The organism is Chitinophaga sp. (genome assembly GCF_039596135.1).
Lineage (GTDB): Bacteria > Bacteroidota > Bacteroidia > Chitinophagales > Chitinophagaceae > Chitinophaga.
On sequence record NZ_JBCNKH010000064.1, the window covers coordinates 13,128 to 32,919 of the forward strand.

15 protein-coding genes are annotated in these 19,792 nt (G+C 44.4%); 9 read left to right on the forward strand and 6 right to left on the reverse strand.

Features of this window, described 5'->3' with window-relative positions; translation table 11 throughout:
- Positions 1-3,351, reverse strand: a complete 3,351-nt coding sequence (locus ABDW16_RS25300) for a SusC/RagA family TonB-linked outer membrane protein (protein WP_343673649.1) — start codon at positions 3,349-3,351, stop codon at positions 1-3.
- Positions 3,352-3,607: 256 nt separating this feature from the next.
- On the opposite strand from ABDW16_RS25300, the gene ABDW16_RS25305 reads away from it, so the two are divergent.
- Together ABDW16_RS25305 and ABDW16_RS25310 are read left to right on the forward strand one after the other, a co-directional pair.
- On the forward strand, positions 3,608-4,141 hold the full coding sequence (locus ABDW16_RS25305; protein WP_343673651.1) for a sigma-70 family RNA polymerase sigma factor: 534 nt from the start codon (positions 3,608-3,610) through the stop codon (positions 4,139-4,141).
- Positions 4,142-4,199: 58 nt separating this feature from the next.
- Positions 4,200-5,315 (forward strand): FecR domain-containing protein, encoded by a 1,116-nt coding sequence (locus ABDW16_RS25310; protein ID WP_343673653.1) that lies wholly within the window; start codon positions 4,200-4,202, stop codon positions 5,313-5,315.
- Between the two features lie 374 nt (positions 5,316-5,689).
- Here the strand turns inward: ABDW16_RS25310 and ABDW16_RS25315 are convergent, their stop codons facing one another.
- Positions 5,690-6,460, reverse strand: coding sequence for a DeoR/GlpR family DNA-binding transcription regulator (locus ABDW16_RS25315; RefSeq protein ID WP_343673655.1), 771 nt, complete (start codon positions 6,458-6,460; stop codon positions 5,690-5,692).
- Between the two features lie 178 nt (positions 6,461-6,638).
- Here ABDW16_RS25315 and ABDW16_RS25320 point away from each other — a divergent pair, with 178 nt between their 5' ends.
- From ABDW16_RS25320 to ABDW16_RS25335, 4 genes are all read left to right on the forward strand, one after another.
- Positions 6,639-8,201: a glycerol-3-phosphate dehydrogenase/oxidase gene (locus tag ABDW16_RS25320; protein ID WP_343673657.1), complete on the forward strand. Its 1,563-nt coding sequence runs from the start codon at positions 6,639-6,641 to the stop codon at positions 8,199-8,201.
- 111 nt (positions 8,202-8,312) lie between these two features.
- A complete protein-coding gene (glpK, locus tag ABDW16_RS25325) occupies positions 8,313-9,815 on the forward strand; it encodes a glycerol kinase GlpK (RefSeq protein ID WP_343673658.1) in 1,503 nt (500 codons plus the stop codon).
- Positions 9,816-9,973: 158 nt separating this feature from the next.
- Complete coding sequence (locus tag ABDW16_RS25330) at positions 9,974-10,702, forward strand: MIP/aquaporin family protein (protein WP_343673660.1); 729 nt, start codon at positions 9,974-9,976, stop codon at positions 10,700-10,702.
- A gap of 8 nt (positions 10,703-10,710) precedes the next feature.
- A complete protein-coding gene (locus tag ABDW16_RS25335) occupies positions 10,711-11,478 on the forward strand; it encodes a hypothetical protein (RefSeq protein WP_343673661.1) in 768 nt (255 codons plus the stop codon).
- Between the two features lie 214 nt (positions 11,479-11,692).
- Here the strand turns inward: ABDW16_RS25335 and ABDW16_RS25340 are convergent, their stop codons facing one another.
- Positions 11,693-12,304, reverse strand: a complete 612-nt coding sequence (locus ABDW16_RS25340) for a hypothetical protein (RefSeq protein ID WP_343673662.1) — start codon at positions 12,302-12,304, stop codon at positions 11,693-11,695.
- Positions 12,305-12,424: 120 nt separating this feature from the next.
- Between ABDW16_RS25340 and glk the strand changes: the two genes are divergently transcribed.
- Both glk and ABDW16_RS25350 read left to right on the forward strand, forming a co-directional pair.
- The gene (gene glk / locus ABDW16_RS25345) at positions 12,425-13,450 is read left to right on the forward strand and encodes a glucokinase (RefSeq protein WP_343673664.1); all 1,026 of its coding nucleotides are present in this window, start codon (positions 12,425-12,427) and stop codon (positions 13,448-13,450) included.
- A 53-nt stretch (positions 13,451-13,503) separates the two neighbouring features.
- Positions 13,504-14,730 carry a WG repeat-containing protein gene (locus ABDW16_RS25350; protein ID WP_343673665.1) on the forward strand — a complete coding sequence of 409 codons (1,227 nt, stop codon included), beginning with the start codon at positions 13,504-13,506 and terminating at the stop codon, positions 14,728-14,730.
- Here ABDW16_RS25350 and ABDW16_RS25355 read toward each other — a convergent pair.
- The 3 genes from ABDW16_RS25355 to ABDW16_RS25365 all read right to left on the reverse strand — a co-directional run bounded on the left by ABDW16_RS25355 (position 14,708) and on the right by ABDW16_RS25365 (position 17,581).
- Complete coding sequence (locus tag ABDW16_RS25355) at positions 14,708-15,118, reverse strand: helix-turn-helix transcriptional regulator (protein WP_343673667.1); 411 nt, start codon at positions 15,116-15,118, stop codon at positions 14,708-14,710. The two genes, ABDW16_RS25350 and ABDW16_RS25355, sit on opposite strands and share 23 nt — an antisense overlap.
- 82 nt (positions 15,119-15,200) lie before the next feature.
- A complete protein-coding gene (locus ABDW16_RS25360; protein ID WP_343673668.1) occupies positions 15,201-16,592 on the reverse strand; it encodes a sigma 54-interacting transcriptional regulator in 1,392 nt (463 codons plus the stop codon).
- A 149-nt stretch (positions 16,593-16,741) separates the two neighbouring features.
- The gene (locus ABDW16_RS25365; RefSeq protein ID WP_343673669.1) at positions 16,742-17,581 is read right to left on the reverse strand and encodes a hypothetical protein; all 840 of its coding nucleotides are present in this window, start codon (positions 17,579-17,581) and stop codon (positions 16,742-16,744) included.
- Between the two features lie 75 nt (positions 17,582-17,656).
- Between ABDW16_RS25365 and ABDW16_RS25370 the strand changes: the two genes are divergently transcribed.
- On the forward strand, positions 17,657-19,792 hold a 2,136-nt coding region (locus ABDW16_RS25370; protein ID WP_343673670.1), incomplete at its 3' end, for a carbohydrate binding domain-containing protein.

A 19,792-nucleotide genomic window follows, 5' to 3' on the forward strand; every position in this document is an offset into this window, starting at 1 on the left:
TTATAAAGTGACATCGAATCCTACAGTTACAATTCTCAATGTAGGCAGTGAAAAATAATATGGCGTCTCTGGATCTAATCCTTTATAGTGTGTCAGTGTGAAAAGATTTTGGCCCTGTAAATAACATCTTAAACCAGACAATTTCATTTTCTTTACCAGGTCTGCATTTAAGGAATAAGTCAATGAAATATTTTTAACCTTTAAATAGAAATTATTCTCATATACAGCATCAGAATACCATATATTATAATTTTGCACCCCACCATTGCTCGTTACATAACGTTGCACCTTCGTTTCATCCCCTGCATGTTGCCATCGATCTAATACAAACCTGGATTGATTACCTAACATTCCCGGAGACATATAGTTGACGAAAGCAGCGTAAAAATAATCAGGCACTGTCTGTTTTCTTAATGTCAGGAAGATATCCAACCTAAGACCTTTCCATTGAAAAGTGTTTCCTATACCGCCATAAAATTTAGGATCCAGATCTCCTACATTTTGATAATCATAGTAACTTAATGTTCCATCTTTATTAACATCTTCAAACTTATATAGTCCATTTGCTTTGTCTACACCGGCATTATGATAAAGCTTCAATACATTCAGCGGATATCCTATAGAATAATGCAAGGAATAGTCATAGTTTTCCAAATCAGGAAATGCAATCAACCTATTTTGGGGAACGGTAATATTTGCATTCAACCTCCAGTTAAAATGCGGGGTCCTCAGTACATCTGCCGTCATTTCAAACTCCCAGCCCCAATTTTTCACCACTACTCCTTCATTCTTTATAACATTCATAAAACCGGTTTGAGCAGGGAGTCTATAGGCAATAATTTGTCTATCATTGGTATTTTGAAAATAAGCGATAGTTGTAATTAACTTATTATCTAAAAATCCTAACTCAATGGCCGTTTCCATTTTCTTACTTCTTTCCCATGAAAAATTAGAGTTTAACAGCGCATCAGGGGTTAATGGTATAATACCCTGGTATGGATTAGCGTTAATATTAGAGGACCATGTATCCAGGTAGCGGTAATCTCCAATCTGGTCATTACCTGTTATACCATAACTTCCTCTCAACTTTCCATAGTCTAAAAATCCTACATTATTCTTTACAAAATCTTCGTTACCAAATAACCATGCACCACCTATAGACCCAAAATTGGACCATCTCTTTCCAGGTCCAAAACGACTTGAGCCATCTCTTCTAGCTGAAAAATTCAAAATATACCGGTTCTTATAGTTGTAGATCAAACGTCCAAATAAGGCTGCATACTTGTATTTTGAGGAATAATTACTTAGAATAGATGTTGTAGCCGCTGCCGAAATATCATCCAACCTGCCATCATCCGTATACCCACTACCATTTATCGCCATATTCCTATTAGAACTATACTGCCATGTAGCCCCCACCAACGCATTCAGCTTTCCAAATCCAAACGTCCTCACATAATCTAGCTGTGGCTCTATGATATAACTCTTAATCTCCTGCATTCCAAACCTTGCCGAACCCGTAGACGCTGAATCTGTATTCGGGTTCATCGAAAAAGTTGGCACCTGTGAATTCTCGTTATCCCTATACCTGTTTATCCCTGTCGACAGCAGGAATCTCAAACTATCCACAATCCTGTATCCCAATTTCATGCTTCCCAACACATTCCCTGTCTTAATAGTATACTTCTTATACAAATCCGCGAAAGGATTACTAAACTCCGCCCCGTTCTCTTCCCATACCAACTTTCCATTCTCATCCTTCGGACCAGGTGCATTAGGTGGCGCCACTGTTCCCAATAAGGTACCATTAAACATCTCATTCCTATCCTTCCCATACTTTCCACTCACGTCCGCACTCAACCGCTTATTCTTAGACAAATAAGTCAACGACACATCCGCCGTGCCTCTCCAATAAGGCATATCCACCGGAAAAACAGATGTCCCCTTCAGCAAACTTCCACTCAACCGATACTGAAACACCTTACTGCCACCACTCAGCGCCAAATTCAGGTTGGTTAAATTGGCCGTTCCACCAATAATCATCTTTTGCCAATCCTGACTCCTGTTCTGATTCCAGAGCAACAAATCAGGTGCATATCCTGCGCTCCCTTCCTGATTATCCGGCGTAATCCCATCATTTGCAAACGCCTCCTTCCGCATCGCCATATATTGGTCTTTCGACAATAAATTCCCCATACCAGGCACCTTTCCCATCCATCTACCCAATTTCAATTGTAAAGTCGGTTTTCCTTCTTTCCCTCTCTTAGTCGTTATCAATATTACCCCATTCGCCCCCCTGCTTCCATAAATCGCCGTTGCATCCGCATCTTTCAAAATCTCTATGCTCTCAATATCCTCCTTATTCAGATTATTAAACGGACTAATGCCGCCCGCATCAAAATTTTGCACAGCAATCGATCCCAACAGGTTGATGGCCTTACTTGAAATATAAGGCACCCCATCTATGATATACAAAGGATCTGAACCATTCGCAAAAGAATTCCTACCCCTGATCTGCACTGTAAAACTTGTGCCATTCACGCCACTGGATGGCGCTACTACCAATCCGGGAATCCTGGCTTCCAAAGCCCCTAACAAATTCACTACCGGCTGCCTGGAAATCTCACTGGAAGATACCTTCCCAATGCTGCCTGTATTCGTTCTCCGGGTCGTACTACCATACGCCATGATCACCGTTTCATCCAGTACATTATTGGCCAGCACTAATTTTATCCTGACGGAATCATCCACATTGGCCGACATCTCCAAAGGTCTATACCCCGTGTAAGTAGTATATAAAATCAGGTCTTCCTTCTCTGTTAAAAGATTAAATCTTCCCGTCTCATCCGTCGTTCCGCCTACGTTAGTCCCGCTAATTCTCACAGTTGCTCCCGGTAACACCGTTCCTTTCTCATCCATTACAATGCCCGTTACGGTATTTAATTTGCTGGACATTTTCTTTGCAATCGAATTTGGCGGCAGTGGTATCAACGGGCCTGACCGGCTAAACACCACCATATTTCCTCTGGACGTCCAGGTAAAACCCTGGCGCCCCAATAATTCAATTAATATTTGTGTTACTGAAAAATCTTTGACATAAATGGAATAATGATCCGTTACATCCAGCTGATTTGTGGAAGCAATAAAGTGTAAGCCGGTCGTGGAACTGATCAGCTTAAAGATGGCTTTTAATGATTTGTTAGGCACCGAAAGATCCATTCTCTTATTCAACATCTCGTCCACATCAGACGGGCCCGGGGTTTGCGCAAAAGCAGGTACACTTGCTCTTAGTACGAATAACAGGCAAAGTACTACACAACCAGCACCATTGGCCGCAAAAATTCTATTCATAATGTTAAAGGGACCTTTTCAGCAGGTGCCAGAGGTAGATAATTTGGACAACAGCACTGGGGCACTATAGACAACTCTGACTGCCAAAAAGTATGATAATATGAGTGGAAATTTAATCATTTTTAGACTCATTATGACATTCTGAAAAATTAAGTACTTTTGGTAAAGAATAATTCCACAATAACAAATCCCCAAATAATCATAAATGCACCAGAGCAGTCAGGATATGTAAACCGTGTACCTAAATCCGAACATAATGATTCAAGAGCAGGACGTTAAGCTTTTTCAGCTGATCAAAGACGGAAACGAACTCGCATACGCTGAGATATATAACAAATATCGCAGGGATGTGTTCGTAGCTGCCTTCCGCATCCTGCGAAATGTTCATGATGCGGAAGATGTGACCCAGGAAGTCTTTATCAACCTGTGGAATAAAAGAAAAGATATAGAAGTAATGACCGCAGTAAGGGCATACCTCACCCGTATGGCGGCCAATAATTGTCTGAACAAAATAAAACATGACACCAACCTGACCAGGCGTAATCAGCAATATTCTGCTATGAGCACAGAAGAACAGTCCGGCGAACAACCAGAAAACGAACAACTCGAAAACGTTACCCGGCTCATGCAGGACCTCCCTGACAAAAGCCGCAGAACAGTGGAAATGGTTTATATAGAAGGCCGCCCGCACAAGGAAGTGGCCAAAATTGAAGGTATTTCTATCAATACCGTAAAAACTCAATTGTACTCCTCCCTGAAGATTATCCGCAATAAACTACAGTTAAAATAATTTTTTTTCCTTCGATCATACTTTTGGGATTTTAGGTTTGTCTATAATTATATCAACTATGGATCTGGAAGCTATTGACATACAGACATTGATCGTGGCAGACATACTGGGAACGATCACACCGGACGAAAAAACTCAACTGGATAAGTTGATGATCGACCGGCCGGAGCTTCAGGCGCTGTATGATGGGATTCGTGAAGACATGGAAACTGAAAATCTCGCTGCCCTTGCAGGTGGCAGTATCTCAGCAGCAGAGTTGATTACCAGGGCCAGAAAGCGCGTGCGCAACCGCTACATCCGCGTATTTACCGCCGCTGCCTGCTCAATTGGCCTGGTTGGCGGATTGTCTTATTATTTATTGACACCCCAACAGCCAGCAACCCTGGCATCATGGGAAGACGGTAAAACCATTTTATTGAAAATAGGCCAGCAGGAAATCAACCTGGAATCCAATGCTACTACAAATGTGAATGGGGTAGCATTGCATCCGGGAACCGGCTCGCTCTCCTTTAGCTCTTTGAACAGCAATACCCACGATTTGGGGGTATTGACCGTGCCAAAGGGCAAAAACAATTATAAAGTCATACTGGATGACGGATCAGAGGTATTATTAAATAATACCTCCCGCCTCTCCTTCCCGCTGAAATTCGACGGGGCTAACAGGGAAATCAGTATAGACGGAGAAGCTTATGTAAAAGTCGCCACTAAGGCCGGTCATCCATTTATTGTTCACCTTCCTCTCAACAGGCAGGTAGAGGTATTAGGTACAGAATTTAATGTCAACACATACGATAGCGGTATTGCCCGGATTAGTCTCGTACAGGGTAGTGTAAAAGTAGCTAAAGGCGAAAACAGTGCCCTCCTCATTCCAGGCAAAACCGCTACTATCGATTCTCAGGCCATCTCCATCCATGAATTTGATGCAAATGAAGTACTGAGCTGGAGAGATGGGATTATCGTATTTCCTGATAATGTCACTATCGAACGGATAGCAGAGGTAGTAGGCAGAAATATGAGGGTAAAAATGATAGTGGAAAAGTCTGCCGCCGGCAAGAAATTTATCGGAGTAATCCTGGATAAGAGTAAGCCAATTATCCATCTGTTGCAACAACTGACAGACACAAAAGAAGTGACTTACAATATTTCAAAGGATGGGGTTATACATATATTGTAAACTCCTTCTCCTATGCAAACCCTCAGCATTCATTGATAACGAAATAACTCCTCATAATAACCACGCTTGCCCAAATAGAGGGCAATTATATAGCTTTCGTCGTTTGTTAACCCTCTTTTTACGGCAAAGCAGCAACCCGAATCAGAGCGGGAAGCAACGCAATAGAAGGCCACCTTCCCGGGTTGGCCTTCATCATTATAATAAAAAACAGCCTGGATCAAAAGTAAGATCCAGGCTGTTTTTTATTTGGATACCTGCCTGGAAACAGGCATCGTTTTAAGCAGTTCTCAGGAGGTTATTTTATTTTTGATCCAACCTCTTTGTCGTATATGCAAAGCAATCAAAATTCGTTTTGGATTAATCGGATGCCTGTATTAAACGATTATAACTTCCACGCCCATATTTTCCAGGTCCCGTACCATCGTAGCACTGATGCCATCGTCTGTAATAATCTGGTCGATATCCCCCAGTGGACATATTTTTCCAAAACCCCGTTTGCCAAACTTAGAAGAGTCAGTTACAATAATGGTTTTCTGGGCCGTGCGGATCATGGCCTTATTCAGCAATGCCTCCATCATATTAGAAGTGGTGCACCCCTGCTCCATATCAATACCATCTACCCCCAGAAACAGCTTGCTGCAGGTAAAATGGTCCAGTATCCCTTCGGCATAAGTTCCTGTGACAGAAGTAGAGGTTTTGCGAACAATACCCCCCAGCTGCACGATCTCAATATTAGGTTTGTCCAGCAGTGCCATGGAAATATTCATGGCCGAAGTGAGTACTGTAACCCGCAAATCTGGCGGAATAGCTTTTGCTACCTGCAATACAGTAGTTCCTGATGCTATAATAATAGCGTCGTCCGGCTCTATCATTTCTGCCGCCCGCTTGCCAATAAGCGTTTTCTGATCGGCCAGGATGTTTTCTTTTTCACTTACATTTCTATCTTTTGTATAGGGGTTAGCCCTGCTGATATTGCCATGGGTGCGAAACAATAACTTCTTGTCCTCCAGCATTTTAAGATCCTTACGGATGGTCACTGCCGAAACATCCAATGCCTCAAACAGATCGGCTACCCTCACATTTCCTTCTGCCTGCAGGCGTTCTAGGATGTAAGCGTGCCGCTGTGCCATAGATTCGAATTTCATAACTCTGGCTTGGTATTAAATTGGTAAAATAGTAACTGAAAAGTAATACAAGGTTAACTTTTTTCCTAAAAAAAGCTTAAATCCGAAGAAAAATTTGGAAATAATAACAAAACGAAACAACTTTATACAACAAAAGGAAACCATTAGAAAGTTTCTTTTTGTTTAAACTCCTTACTTTATGAACAGAATGCAGTTAATATCGGACCTATCCTCCACTAAGTCATGGGATGTTATTGTTATTGGCGGCGGCGCAACGGGTCTTGGCATTGCGATGGATGCTGCCACCAGGGGGTATAAAACCCTGCTGGTTGAGCAGGCAGACTATTCCAAAGGCACTTCGAGCAAAGCTACCAAACTTGTGCACGGCGGGGTACGCTACATGGCGCAGGGAGATTTGGGCCTGGTAAAGGAAGCCTGCCACGAGAGGGGATTACTACTGAAAAATGCACCTCACCTGACCAAAAACGAAACTTTCGTTATTCCGAATTACTCCTGGTTTAATAATATCAAATATACGATCGGCCTGAAATTTTACGATTTATTAGCCGGCAAACTGAGCCTCGGCGCATCTAAGTATATCAACAAACAGAAAACAATCGAAGCCCTGCCTACTATCAGACAGGAGGGTTTGAAAGGTGGCGTAGTCTACCATGACGGCCAGTTTGACGATAGCCGCCTGGCACTCAATGTAGCCCAGACCGCTATTGAAAATGGCGCAACCGTGCTGAACTACGTAAAAGTAACCGGCTTGCTGAAAGATAACAATAAGAAAGTGAGTGGGATTATTGCGAAAGACATCGAAACCGGTGAGACTTACGAGGCGAATGGTAAGGTAGTGATCAATGCTACCGGGGTGTATGTAGACAACATTCTGCATATGGACCGTCCGGACGCTCCACACATGGTACGGCCGAGCCAGGGAGTACACATTACCCTGGATCATTCTTTCCTGCCTGGCGATAATGCACTCATGATTCCGGAAACGGATGACGGACGCGTATTGTTTGCTGTGCCCTGGCATGGCAAACTGATTGTGGGTACTACCGATACCCTGCGCGATCATCCTGAACTGGAACCACATGCACTGGAGCAGGAGATTGAGTTTATACTCAACACTGCCGCAAAATACCTGGTGAAAAAGCCAACCCGCAAAGATGTGCTGGCAGTATTTGCTGGTCTGCGTCCACTGGCGGCGCCAAGTAAAGATGGTGCTAAAACAAAAGAAATCTCACGTAGTCATAAAATCATTGTATCTGAATCCGGATTGATCACCATCACCGGTGGTAAATGGACCACCTTCCGCAGAATGGCGCAGGATACAATTGACAAAGCCATAGAAACAGGTGTATTGCCAGCGAAAGCCTGTAAGACAGAACACCTGCCTATACATGGTTTTGTACAACAGAGTGATGAAAATGATCCGCTGCGTTTTTATGGTGCCGATATGACTGCTATCAACAAACTTGTTGCTGAAGATCATGCACTGGGTGAACTGCTGGTGCCTAACTTCCCATACAATAAGGCAATGGTAATCTGGGCCATCCGGAATGAGTATGCCCGTCGTGTGGAAGATGTACTGGGTCGCCGTATTCGCCTGCTCTTCCTGGATGTACATGCAGCCATGGCTGCAGCACCGGTGGTAGCACAATTGATGGCGAAAGAACTAAATAAAGATGCGGCCTGGATACAGGCAGAACTCGCCGATTTTGCAATACTTGCGAAGGGATATACGCTGAATTAATCAGCGTATACCCACCACGTTATATTTATACAGCTTTATAGCATCCCCCGAGGGAGACAGGCAGTAGCCATTGCTACATGCCACTTTGGAACAAAATTAAAAACCTGAGGTATGAACACGAACGAAAAATTCATCCTGGCCCTCGACCAGGGTACCACGTCATCACGCGCTATTATCTTTGACCATAACGGAGAAATAAAAGCGGTCGCACAAAAACCTTTTGAACAGATATTTCCACAACCTGGATGGGTGGAACATGATGCAAATGAAATATGGGCCACCCAATCTTCTGTGGCTGCAGAAGCCATCGCCAAAGCAGACCTGAATGGTACCAACATCGCCGCCATCGGTATTACCAACCAACGTGAAACCGCTGTGGTATGGGATCGTGAAACAGGCACACCTATCTACCACGCCATCGTATGGCAGGATCGCCGCACAGCAAAATACTGCGATGAACTGAAAGAAAAAGGCTATACCAACCTGATTCGTGAAAAAACAGGCCTGGTGATAGATGCCTATTTCTCAGGTACCAAAGTAAAATGGATCCTCGACAATGTACCCGGTGCGAGAGAAAAAGCAGAAAAAGGTGAACTGTGTTTCGGTACTATTGACAGCTGGCTGGTATGGAAATTTACCCGTGGCCACATGCACATCACCGATGTTACAAATGCCTCCCGTACCCTCCTTTTCAACATCCACACTATGCAGTGGGACCAGGAGCTGCTGGACCTGCTCACTATTCCTGCCAGTATGCTGCCTGAAGTAAAGCAAAGCAGCGAAATATATGGTGAAACTGCCACTACCCTTTTTGCATCTAAAATTCCGATCGCAGGTATTGCCGGCGACCAGCAGGCTGCCCTCTTCGGACAGATGTGTGTAGAAGAAGGTATGGCTAAAAACACTTACGGTACAGGATGTTTTCTGCTCATGAACACTGGTAACAAGCCTGTATATTCTCAGAACAACCTGCTCACTACAGTGGCCTGGAAGATCAATGGTGAAGTGACGTATGCGATGGAAGGTAGCGTATTCGTAGGTGGTGCAGCCATTCAATGGTTGCGCGACGGGCTGGGTATCATTCACAGCTCTGCCGAAAGTGAAACACTCTCTGCTTCTGTGAAAGATAACGGCGGCGTATATTTTGTACCTGCGCTCACAGGTTTAGGTGCTCCTTATTGGGATCAGTATGCACGTGGCGCCATCTTTGGTATTACCCGTGGTACAACCGCCGGCCACATTGCCCGCGCAGCGCTGGAAGGTATTGCATTCCAGGTGTACGATCTGCTAAAGAGCATGGAGTCAGACTCCGGCAAGCGGTCTACAGAGCTGAGAGTAGATGGTGGTGCGGTAGCGAACAATGCACTGATGCAGTTTCAGGCAGATATCTTTGGCAGCAATGTAGTACGGCCGAAAGTACTGGAAACAACCGCACTGGGTGCCGCATACCTGGCAGGTTTGGCAGTAGGCTATTGGAACAGTGTTGATGAAGTGAAGAAACAATGGTCTATAGACAGAACTTTCAAGCCGGAACTGGATGGACAGAACACAGAAAAACTGCTGGCAGACTGGAAAAAAGCGGTAGAACGCACCAGGGGCTGGGCTAACGAATAATCGATAAGAACGCCTGGCTCCTTACAGGGCCGGCTATCCTGAAACTAACTAAATTTCACCTATTCCACTTTGAAAAAAATGTGTACGATAACCAGTTTATGAAAAAGCCTGCACACTAGTTTCAGAGGAAATAGCGCGACTAAATTAATCATCAAGTTATGACACCGTTTATTGCAGAATTTATAGGTACAGCTTTGCTCATTCTTTTGGGCAATGGAGTGGTTGCCAATGTCGTGTTAAAAGACACGAAAGGAAATGGAGGTGGATGGATTGTGATTACAACAGCATGGGGATTGGCCGTATTTGTTGGTGTGTGTGTAGCAGGTCCCTATACCGGCGCCCATTTGAACCCCGCTGTAACATTGACAATGGTAATATTAGGAAAATTAGCATGGGCACAGGCCCTGGTATATTGGGCAGCACAGCTGCTGGGTGCCATGTTCGGTGCTTTCCTGGTATGGGTATTTTATAAAGACCATTTTGATCTTACCGAAGACGGACCTACCAAACAGGCTGCGTTTTGTACAGCGCCTGCTGTGAGAAACCTGGGCCGCAATTTCATCAGTGAAGTGATAGGTACTTTTGTACTGCTGATCACTATCCTCTACTTTACCGATCCAAAAATAGGAGACACACAAACTATCGGCATGGGTTCCATGGGTGCTTTGCCAGTAGCGTTCCTGGTATGGGTGATTGGCTTATCGCTGGGAGGTACTACCGGATATGCTATTAATCCTGCGAGAGACCTGGGACCAAGGATTGTACACGCCTTGCTGCCGTTCAAAAAATCTAAAGCTGGTGCAGACTGGGGTTATGCCTGGATACCTGTGCTGGGACCTGTTGTAGGCGCTACGCTGGCCGCTTTATTGTTCATGTATTTAAAATAGGAATCGTCATGAAAAAGTTATTGATTGCAACCTTCTCGGTTGCATGCGGGATATTCTTTGTCCCAAAAGTGAGTGCGCAGGATAAAGACACAACAACAACTACAAAGAAATATGAGCCGTTTGGATTGAATTTGCAGGTGCGGAATTTATACTTGTGGCGTGGGTTTAAGGTGTCTAATGCACCTATTACTGATGTGGATATGTATTATAAATCAAAGAACGGGCACTGGCAGGCAGGATTTTGGGGAGGTGCGAGTTTTACCGGTGACTATAAAGAGTTTGATTACTATGTGAAGTATATGAATAAGGGGTTTAGTGCGGCGATCTGGGATATTAACAACTTTAGTGATTATCCAAATGCTGATTTGTTTGACTATAAGAAAGGAACGACTTCTCATTTTGTGGATGTAGGGGTTGCGTATACTTTTCAGAAGATGAAGCTGCCGCTGACATTGAGCTGGAATACGATTGTGCTGGGGAGGGATACGTATTATAAGGCGGATAGTAGTCTGGCAAATGCGTATTCACATTATGTGCAGGTGGATCAGGTGTTGTTTGCGGATGAGGTGTATAATGTTCATGCGTTTGTGGGTGGGGGATTTTCATTTAGTGGGGATAAGAGTTTTTATGGGAACCATCCGAATGTGGTGAATGCAGGGATTACAGTGAACAGGGATTTGACAATATTTAAGTATCATGTTCCTATTTCAGCTACGGCGATGTTCAACCCGGAAAAGAAGTATGGCGCATTGCAGTTGATTGCGAATATATTCTAGGTTACAATAGAGTCTAAATCGGGAAAAGGGTCCCCCTCATTGAGAGGGGGATTTTTGTTTTTGGCCTGCGGCAGCAAGGAAGAGATATTTTTTTTCCGGCTGGCGCCGGGGGGTGTGTACTTTATTGACTGGAAAGGAAGCATCTTTTTTGCGGTTGAATGGCTGCCTTTATTGACTGGTAGAGAAGCATTCTATTTCTCTAAAAAGACTGCCTTTATTGATTAGTGATTTTTAGATTGGCAAAATCCCCATCAGAAGTATGCCCTACCCAAAGCCCCACCTTTCCCGTACTCTTCTTATTCAAAGAAGTAACAGAAAGGCACAGACTATTATTCACATAAGCTTTGATAGCAGTACCTGCTACCTCTACTTTTACATGAAACCAACCATTTGGATCAGGAGGAGATACTATTTTATTTTCATACACCCCCGGGTGTTCCTCTCTCAATCGCTGCCATCCATATAGCGTATCCTGCACATACTGCACCATATGCATTCTGGCGAGACTATCAGTGGCGACAAAATTGAAAGGCCGAAAATACACCGCTTCACAATCATCTTTCGACACACCATGAAAAGCTACCCCTATAAAACTACCTTGCTTTACATTTTTCCCCTTCAGGTCTATTTCGATTGTGCCATTGGTAAAAGTGACATCTTTTACCCAGGCAACACCCGATCCCTCAACAGCAGATAAGTGTACGCCGGGTTTTTCTTCTAACGCGGTAACAGTTCTGTTTTCTGGAACCAGGTGACTCACTTGTTGTGCAATAGCAGGCCGAAAGGCAATGAGCAACAATACAATGCTGATTTGAAGTTTATTCATTGAATCTGAATTTTATGAACCTATGGTCCATTTATACATACTTTGAATTTAACTAATTTTGAACATTCATCATCATGCCATCCCACGAAAAAACACTAACTTAATTACCTTAAATGAAAAATGATGATACCCATTGGCATCTCCTCCGGCAACTCGTGCCCCTCTACTCACCCAGCCCACACCCTGCTCGCTGCCGACATAGGTGGTACCAAATCCAACCTGGCACTTTACAAATACGATGGCAGCAAGCTCGCCCTTATAAGAGAAGAGAAATATTCCACCAAAGATCATCAGGGCCCCGACCAGCTCATTAAAAAATTTCTTGGCAATGAACCTACCCCGGATCGTATTTGCCTGGGCGTAGCCGGCCCGGTGCTGGCTGGAAAAGCAAAGATTACAAACGTTCCCTGGGAAATAGATGCAGCACACCTGTCTGCACAATTTGACAAACGTCCTGTTTTTATTGTAAACGACCTCGAAGCTAACGCTTACGGTCTCGCCACCCTGGAACAAATCGATATTCATCCATTGCACACCGGCCATCCACAAAAAGGTAATATTGCGTTGATCTCCCCCGGCACTGGTCTGGGCGAAGCCGGGTTATTCCTGGACGGCACTCACTATTTTCCCTTCGCTACCGAAGGCGGCCATAGCGACTTCGCCCCCATTACCGAACTGGATGACGATCTGCTGGTTTATCTCCGCAGAAAATTTGGCCATGTGAGTTGGGAAAGAGTACTCAGCGGCCCCGGCATTGTGAACATCTTCAACTTTCTGAAAGAAGAAAGAGACATGGACGCCCCGGGCTGGCTGCTGGACAGGATGGCTGTACACGATGTAGCCGCAGAAATCAGTGAAAATGGAGATACTGTAGCCATCTGCGTAGAGACCATGCGCATTTTCTTCCGCTACCTCGCCACCGAAGCCGGTAACCTCGCCCTCAAAATGAAAGCCACCGGCGGTATCTACATCGGAGGCGGTATTGTACCCAAAAATGTAAAGAAAATTGATTACGGTGCCTTCATGAAAGCCTTTCGTGAAAAAGGCAGAATGAAACCCTTGCTGGAAGATATTCCTGTACAGATCATCCTCAATGAAAAAACAGCTTTGACAGGGGCTGCCTGGTATGCGATCAATAAGTGCTGATTTATATTATAATTTTTCCCTATTTTTACTCCATCACAATCAATCACATACCTATGAAAACCGCATATTTTTTACCGGTGCTCTTATTAAGCGCCTGGTGCAAGGCACAGGGACCCTATCCCTATACCGAAAAAGGCAAATGGGGCCTGACTGATAAGAACAAAAGTGTGCTGCTGAAGCCACAATTTGACAGCATTGACGTATTCAGAAATGGCTACGCCCGTGTAGAAAGTAGTAAAAAAATAGGACTGATCAACACCAATGGCGCTATCATGGTCGCCCCCTCCTATACGAATATTACCAACGCCTTTCAGGACTTTACCGCCATTGCCAGAAATATTAAGGGCTATCAGATCATAGATATCCGCAATGATAAGCCAATCGGCGGCCTGTTTACAGACCTGTTACCGGAAAGATCCAGCTATTCCAAGGGTAGTTATTACTTCGTGAACAAAGACGGCAAAATGGGCATCTTTGACGCCCAGAGCGGTAAAATGCAGAACGGTAAGGCACCTTACAACCAGGTAACGGGCTTCAATGACCCCGCACTGGAACAATTTGCCCTCATCACCATGGGCGATACCTATGGGGTGGTAGACGTAACCAGCGGCAGGGAAATACTGAAACCTGAATATGACGAAATCGAAGAAGTGTATTCCGGCAATACCGTGTATGTAGCCGCTAAAAAAGGCGATGACAAGGTATTTTACTATGATGCCAGCTTCCGCACAGCATCTCCGGGCAATGTACAGGACAAACCTGCCTCCGCTATGCCTGCAGAAGGTGAAGTGCTGAACAAGAAAGCCAAAGATATGTACATCTATAAACTGGGCAATGACAAATGGCGTGCAGTACTGGAGAACCGTGAGACCAATAAATACAAAGGCCTGGATAGTACAGATCTGAATGGATATACACAGCTGGAATACCTGTCTTATTATCCAAATGATAAGAACTTCCCTTCCAAAATCAAAGCGGTGAAAGATGGTAAAACAGGAGTGATTGATATGAGTGGCAAGGTATTGTTGCCATTTATTTACGACGATGTGCTCTTCAGGGAAGATATGGTGGGCCGCTATGCATTTATTGAGACCTACCTGGATGGTAAGAAAGGTGTGGTGGTAGCAGCAACCATGAAAGAACTGAAAAAACCGGTGCTGAAAGCGATCCTGGATGAGGACCATGACAGGAATGCACTGCTGATAGAGATGCCGAATGGGCAGAAAGGCTATATGGATAAGAATACAGGAGAGATATTTATACCTGGTGTGAAGGAATAATGGATATGGACTCGCTGTTGTCTATAGCAACAGCGAGTCTTCTATATTCCGAAGGCGTATACCCTACATTCTTCTTGAAAAACATATTAAAATTAGGCTGGTCCGAAAACCCCATACAGTAACTGATATCCTGCACATACCAGTCCGTTTCCAACAGTAAATTCTTCGATACTTCCAGCAACCGCTTCCTGATATGCGAACTCACATTCTCGCCTGTATGCCGCTTCAGCAAAGTATTCAGGTAATTAGGATGCAGTTCCATACTGGCAGCAAATTCCTTCACTGTTCTCATCCTGATAGGAGATGCATACTTAATATCTGCAATGGCCGAATCCAGTAATACGAAAAACTGGTTTACATGGTTGAACTGATCTGCGATGTATAGCATAGTCGTGTGGCTTGTGAACAAAACAAAGGTCCGTCGAATCGGGAAATGGTTGTTTGTAAAAACACGTCCTTTTGTTGGCTGTTTAATGGCTTTTTCTGACAAAAATCTCTTTTGTGATAGCAGCGGGCATAAACAACTGTTCTATTACGGTGCCGCTGGTCAGTAACACGCTTCGTTCTATCAGGTGTTCCAATTCCCGCACATTGCCCGGCCAGTGATAAGCCATCATTTCTTCCCTGACTGTTTCTCCAAGACGCATGGCAGGTTTGCCGGCCCTGCGTACAAAACGCTGGATGAAATAATCCGCCAGTTCAGGAATTTCATCTTTCCGTTCCCTTAGCGGAGGTACTACGATCGGAAATACATCCAACCGGTAAAACAGGTCTCTTCTGAAACGGCCGGCTGCTACTTCTTTTTTCAGATCACGGTTAGTGGCGGCAATGATGCGAACATCGACCCGGATAGGGTTTCTGCCGCCGATGCGTTCAATTTCTTTCTCCTGTAATACGCGTAATAATTTGGCCTGTAATTCCAGGGGTAGCTCTCCTATTTCGTCTAAAAACAAAGTACCATTGTGGGCCAGTTCAAACTTCCCAATACGACGCTCAATCGCGCCGGTAAAGGCGCCTTTTTCATGTCCGAACAATTCGCTTTCAATAAGGTTGGCAGCGAGTACAGCACAGTTTACTTTCACCAGCAGTTTATCCCTGCGGGGAGATTGGTTGTGAATGGCCCTTGAAATGAGTTCCTTGCCAGTACCGGTTTCGCCGAGGATCAACACTGTACTGTCTGCAGGCGCCACCCGCGAAATAAGGCGAAATACCTGTTGCATTTCCCGGCTGTTACCTACTATATCCGCATGGGCGATCTCTTTTTGCTGGTACTGGGGCTCATTCTCCAGTCTTTGCTTATAGCTTTCGATTTCTTTTAGTTGGGTTGCAATGCGGTCATTGGCGAGAATATTGGCCAGGGCAATGGAGAGCTGATGCGAAACACCTTTTATGATTTGTAAAACAGGATCCGGGAAGGTACCTGTCTGTTCAGAAAATAAAAACAGGCATCCTATTTCCTGTGTCGCAGTACGGAGCCGGATCCCTGAAAATTCCACGATGCCCGTTTCCCGGAACAATGGAATATAAGGTGGCGGGGATTTAGTCTGTAAGAGCTTTCTTACATTGAATACCAGCGGCTGTTCTGAAGCCATAACAGCTTCGAAGATATGGTCGTTGCCCAATTTGCTGTGTCCACTGCGTTGAAATGCTGGATGATGCCTGCGCCGGCCTTCCGAATAATAAAGATATGGTACCAGGGACTTACCATCGTCGCCAAAGATATTGATGACAATATCGTTGAAATGGATCACCTCTTTTAATCGCTCCCGCAGTACCCTGAGAAAATCGTCTTTGTCACGAATCAGGGCAATGTCATTACTGAGCGATAAAAGAAATTCCACCATCATGTTGCCTTGTTTCATGAGAATTTAATTAGTCACGAAAAAGCAAACAAAGGTCATTCCAGTATATAAGATATTGTAATTAAGTTGGTTAGTGTTTTGGGCAGAGAATGCTTTTTACGACATATCGTTAATTTTGGTCGTTTTACGAATAGTCGTAAAAAAGCAGATTATTGTTTAGTGGCTTTACTGCCATCCCAGGTATAAACTTCTCTTTCTACTTTTTTGCTTTCTACTGTTTCTCCGTCTTCGGCATACTGTTCTGATACTTTCAATTTCAGAATCTTACCGGGTTGCCCGTTGACTTCTTTTGGGAATATCAGTGTTTCGGTATAGGCAAATGCACCGGCATCGAAGATATTTGTTTTGCCGGGCAGCGGGAGTAATTTGCTGCCATTCCAACCAAAATAATAGTAATCAGTTGGTAAGCCACAAGCATCGCCACTGAAGTTGAGACGGAAAATTGCTTTTACACTGTCCAGCCCCATTTCGCCCAGTAGTTTACTTTCGGTGCTTCTGGCATTTTCGCCACCACTCACAGTCCATTCTTTCATGTCCAGCAGTCGATGGTCTTTATCTACTGCTTTGACACGAACAGTCAGCGTCTCTTCTGTTTCAGATAAAACCGTTCTTTTCTCCAAACCATATACGAAAGTGACATCGTCTTTTGTAAATGTGCCCAGTGAGAGCAGGCCTACCCAGATATACCCTTTCACTTCCCTGCCACCGGTGGTATAATGCGTTTTCAGCCAGGCAGTTGTCAGCCCTTTCATCGTTAGCGGAGCCGCAGTGATGACCTCATCTGATACTATCGTACTACCTGGTAACAAAGAGTCAACAATCGTTCCTTTTACAGATGGTGTGCTACGAATATAAGCTTTGTCAGCATATACGGAGAGTGAAGTACCTTTTTCCAGTTGCCAGAGGGGATAGTCTAATCTTTCAGCCGTCTGCGCAATAGCGGGCGCCATAGCAGCCAGAAAAAGTGAGGTAAGGAGAATGTGTTTCATATGAAGAGCAAAAATATGTTTTTTTATCATCATCTTTTTTATACTTTACTCCATACATTATTAAAACAGGTCTCAATGAAGAAAGTCATGCTGAGTGCACTCCTATGCATATGGGGGATGGTATTACATGCACAGGTCAAAATCTTTACCAGGTACAATTATTACCTCACTGAAAAAGAAGGCAGTATTATTTGCATATTGCCTGATCAGGCTCATTACAAACTCATTTTATCTCTTCGCAACGAACCAGTTGAAACGACTGCTAAAACAGAGGGGCAGCGGCTTTCGACTCAATTCAGTTTGAATGCATTGCCAACGGGTTCGACTGCTTTGCATTATGTATTGGAAAAAGAAGGCACCACTGTACAACAGGGAGAGATCAACATCGTAAAACTTACTCCCAAAGCCAATGCGGTTCAGATAGACCAACTCACCGGCGGATTAATTGCCGATGGATTACCTTTTTTCCCCTTTGGATTTTATTGCGTTCCCGTTGGCGATCTGCCTGAAAGAGAAGTGACACATGGGTTCAATATGATTGGCGTATACCAGGGAAACCTGCCTGAAGGACTGGCGGAGCGCAAAAATTATATGGACCGTTGTGCACAGGTAGGAGTGAAAGTTCAATATGGTGTAAATTCCCTCGTTGGCAGTGGGCACAATGGCGACAAAGGATTGGATAAAACTGAAGACGAAAAACTTGCTTTGCTGAAAAGTGAAGTGCTGGCGTTTAAAGATCATCCTGCCTTACTGTCTTATTACATCAATGATGAACCCGATGGGCAGGGTCGCCCGCCGGCTGTACTGGAAAGGGCGTATCAACTGATTCACGAACTGGATCCTTATCATCCTGTTTCCATTGTGTTCATGATGCCGCAAAAAGCAAATGAGTTCAGGAATACCATGGATATAGCGATGACTGATCCTTATCCTATTCCTGGTCCTGCAGATAAGGTGCTGGAAGACCTGACACAATATGCCAACGCTTACCGCTACGAAAAATCTGTATGGCTGGTGCCACAGGCATTTGGCGGGCAGGAAATGTGGAACAGGGAGCCAACAGGTGCTGAGATCAGGTTGATGACCTATATGGGATTGATTGGAGGAGCAAAGGGTATTCAATACTATGTACATGCACCGGGCAATCTGAATCCGCAATCAGTATCTGCATGGTCAGCTGCCAGTAATGTGGCGGTGGAAACGGCTCAAATGACGTCTTTTTTATTATCGCCGGATGTAGCGCCTTCTCTACATGCAGATGATCCGAAAATATTAACAAAAGCATACAGCTATCAGGGAAATACTTTGCTGATTGCTGTGAATAATGAGAATAAACCAAAGGTATATACATTGACCACTTCCTTGCACGAGCATGCGACTGCACAATGCTGGTTTGAAAACAGGGAAGTACCGTTAGAGAATGGTACCATACATGATATCATCGATGCATATGGTACGCGGGTATACCTGATTCGTAAAGATGTTGTACCTGCAATTCCTGCAGATAACATGACCCTGAATCCCAGCTTTGAAAATATTGTGAGCCCGGGGTTACCGATTGGTAGTAATGTAACAAGCACAAGCCATCGTAAGGCAGATGTAGGAGCTTCATTTTTTGCAGATCCCCGTCAGCATGTAGATGGCATGTTTAGCCTGCGACTGATCACACCAGTGGATAGTGGTGGTAATAAAATCAGGTTGATACCGATGGTGATGACGAAGGGCAACAGTTATACCGTATCTGTCAGGGCAAAAGCCAAAGCGCAGGAACAGATGCCTACTTTCCGCATCGCCATTGATGCCATGGAACAGGATCATACATTTACACTGACACCTGACTGGGCGGAATACAACTTCACGTTTCAGGCGCCGGCATCTTCTACCACGGCTATTCTTTCGCTGGAACTGATTCAGCAGGGCACCGCGTGGTTTGATTTACTAACTGCCAGCCCTGATCCGGTGATTACTTACAAGATAAATGATGACCGGACAGCCACCGTAAACATCAATACTAATTCCAATAAGGAGATCCGGTATGCCATTAATCAATTGCCGGATGCACAGTCACCTTTGTATACAAAACCACTGGCTATTCATGAAGCCAGCACCATTTCCGCAGGCATTTTTGATCATGGCAGGCAGATAGCGGGTTCCAATATATTTGTGCCTCTGAACCCCGCCCTGGACACAAAGCTAACCATTGATCAACCC

Coding starts and splice junctions, on each gene's coding strand:
- ABDW16_RS25300 (WP_343673649.1), bottom strand. CDS start 3,351: ATGAATAGAATTTTTGCGGCCAATGGTGCTGGTTGTGTAGTACTTTGC.
- ABDW16_RS25305 (WP_343673651.1), top strand. CDS start 3,608: ATGATTCAAGAGCAGGACGTTAAGCTTTTTCAGCTGATCAAAGACGGA.
- ABDW16_RS25310 (WP_343673653.1), top strand. CDS start 4,200: ATGGATCTGGAAGCTATTGACATACAGACATTGATCGTGGCAGACATA.
- ABDW16_RS25315 (WP_343673655.1), bottom strand. CDS start 6,460: ATGAAATTCGAATCTATGGCACAGCGGCACGCTTACATCCTAGAACGC.
- ABDW16_RS25320 (WP_343673657.1), top strand. CDS start 6,639: ATGAACAGAATGCAGTTAATATCGGACCTATCCTCCACTAAGTCATGG.
- glpK (WP_343673658.1), top strand. CDS start 8,313: ATGAACACGAACGAAAAATTCATCCTGGCCCTCGACCAGGGTACCACG.
- ABDW16_RS25330 (WP_343673660.1), top strand. CDS start 9,974: ATGACACCGTTTATTGCAGAATTTATAGGTACAGCTTTGCTCATTCTT.
- ABDW16_RS25335 (WP_343673661.1), top strand. CDS start 10,711: ATGAAAAAGTTATTGATTGCAACCTTCTCGGTTGCATGCGGGATATTC.
- ABDW16_RS25340 (WP_343673662.1), bottom strand. CDS start 12,304: ATGAATAAACTTCAAATCAGCATTGTATTGTTGCTCATTGCCTTTCGG.
- glk (WP_343673664.1), top strand. CDS start 12,425: ATGATGATACCCATTGGCATCTCCTCCGGCAACTCGTGCCCCTCTACT.
- ABDW16_RS25350 (WP_343673665.1), top strand. CDS start 13,504: ATGAAAACCGCATATTTTTTACCGGTGCTCTTATTAAGCGCCTGGTGC.
- ABDW16_RS25355 (WP_343673667.1), bottom strand. CDS start 15,118: ATGCTATACATCGCAGATCAGTTCAACCATGTAAACCAGTTTTTCGTA.
- ABDW16_RS25360 (WP_343673668.1), bottom strand. CDS start 16,592: ATGAAACAAGGCAACATGATGGTGGAATTTCTTTTATCGCTCAGTAAT.
- ABDW16_RS25365 (WP_343673669.1), bottom strand. CDS start 17,581: ATGAAACACATTCTCCTTACCTCACTTTTTCTGGCTGCTATGGCGCCC.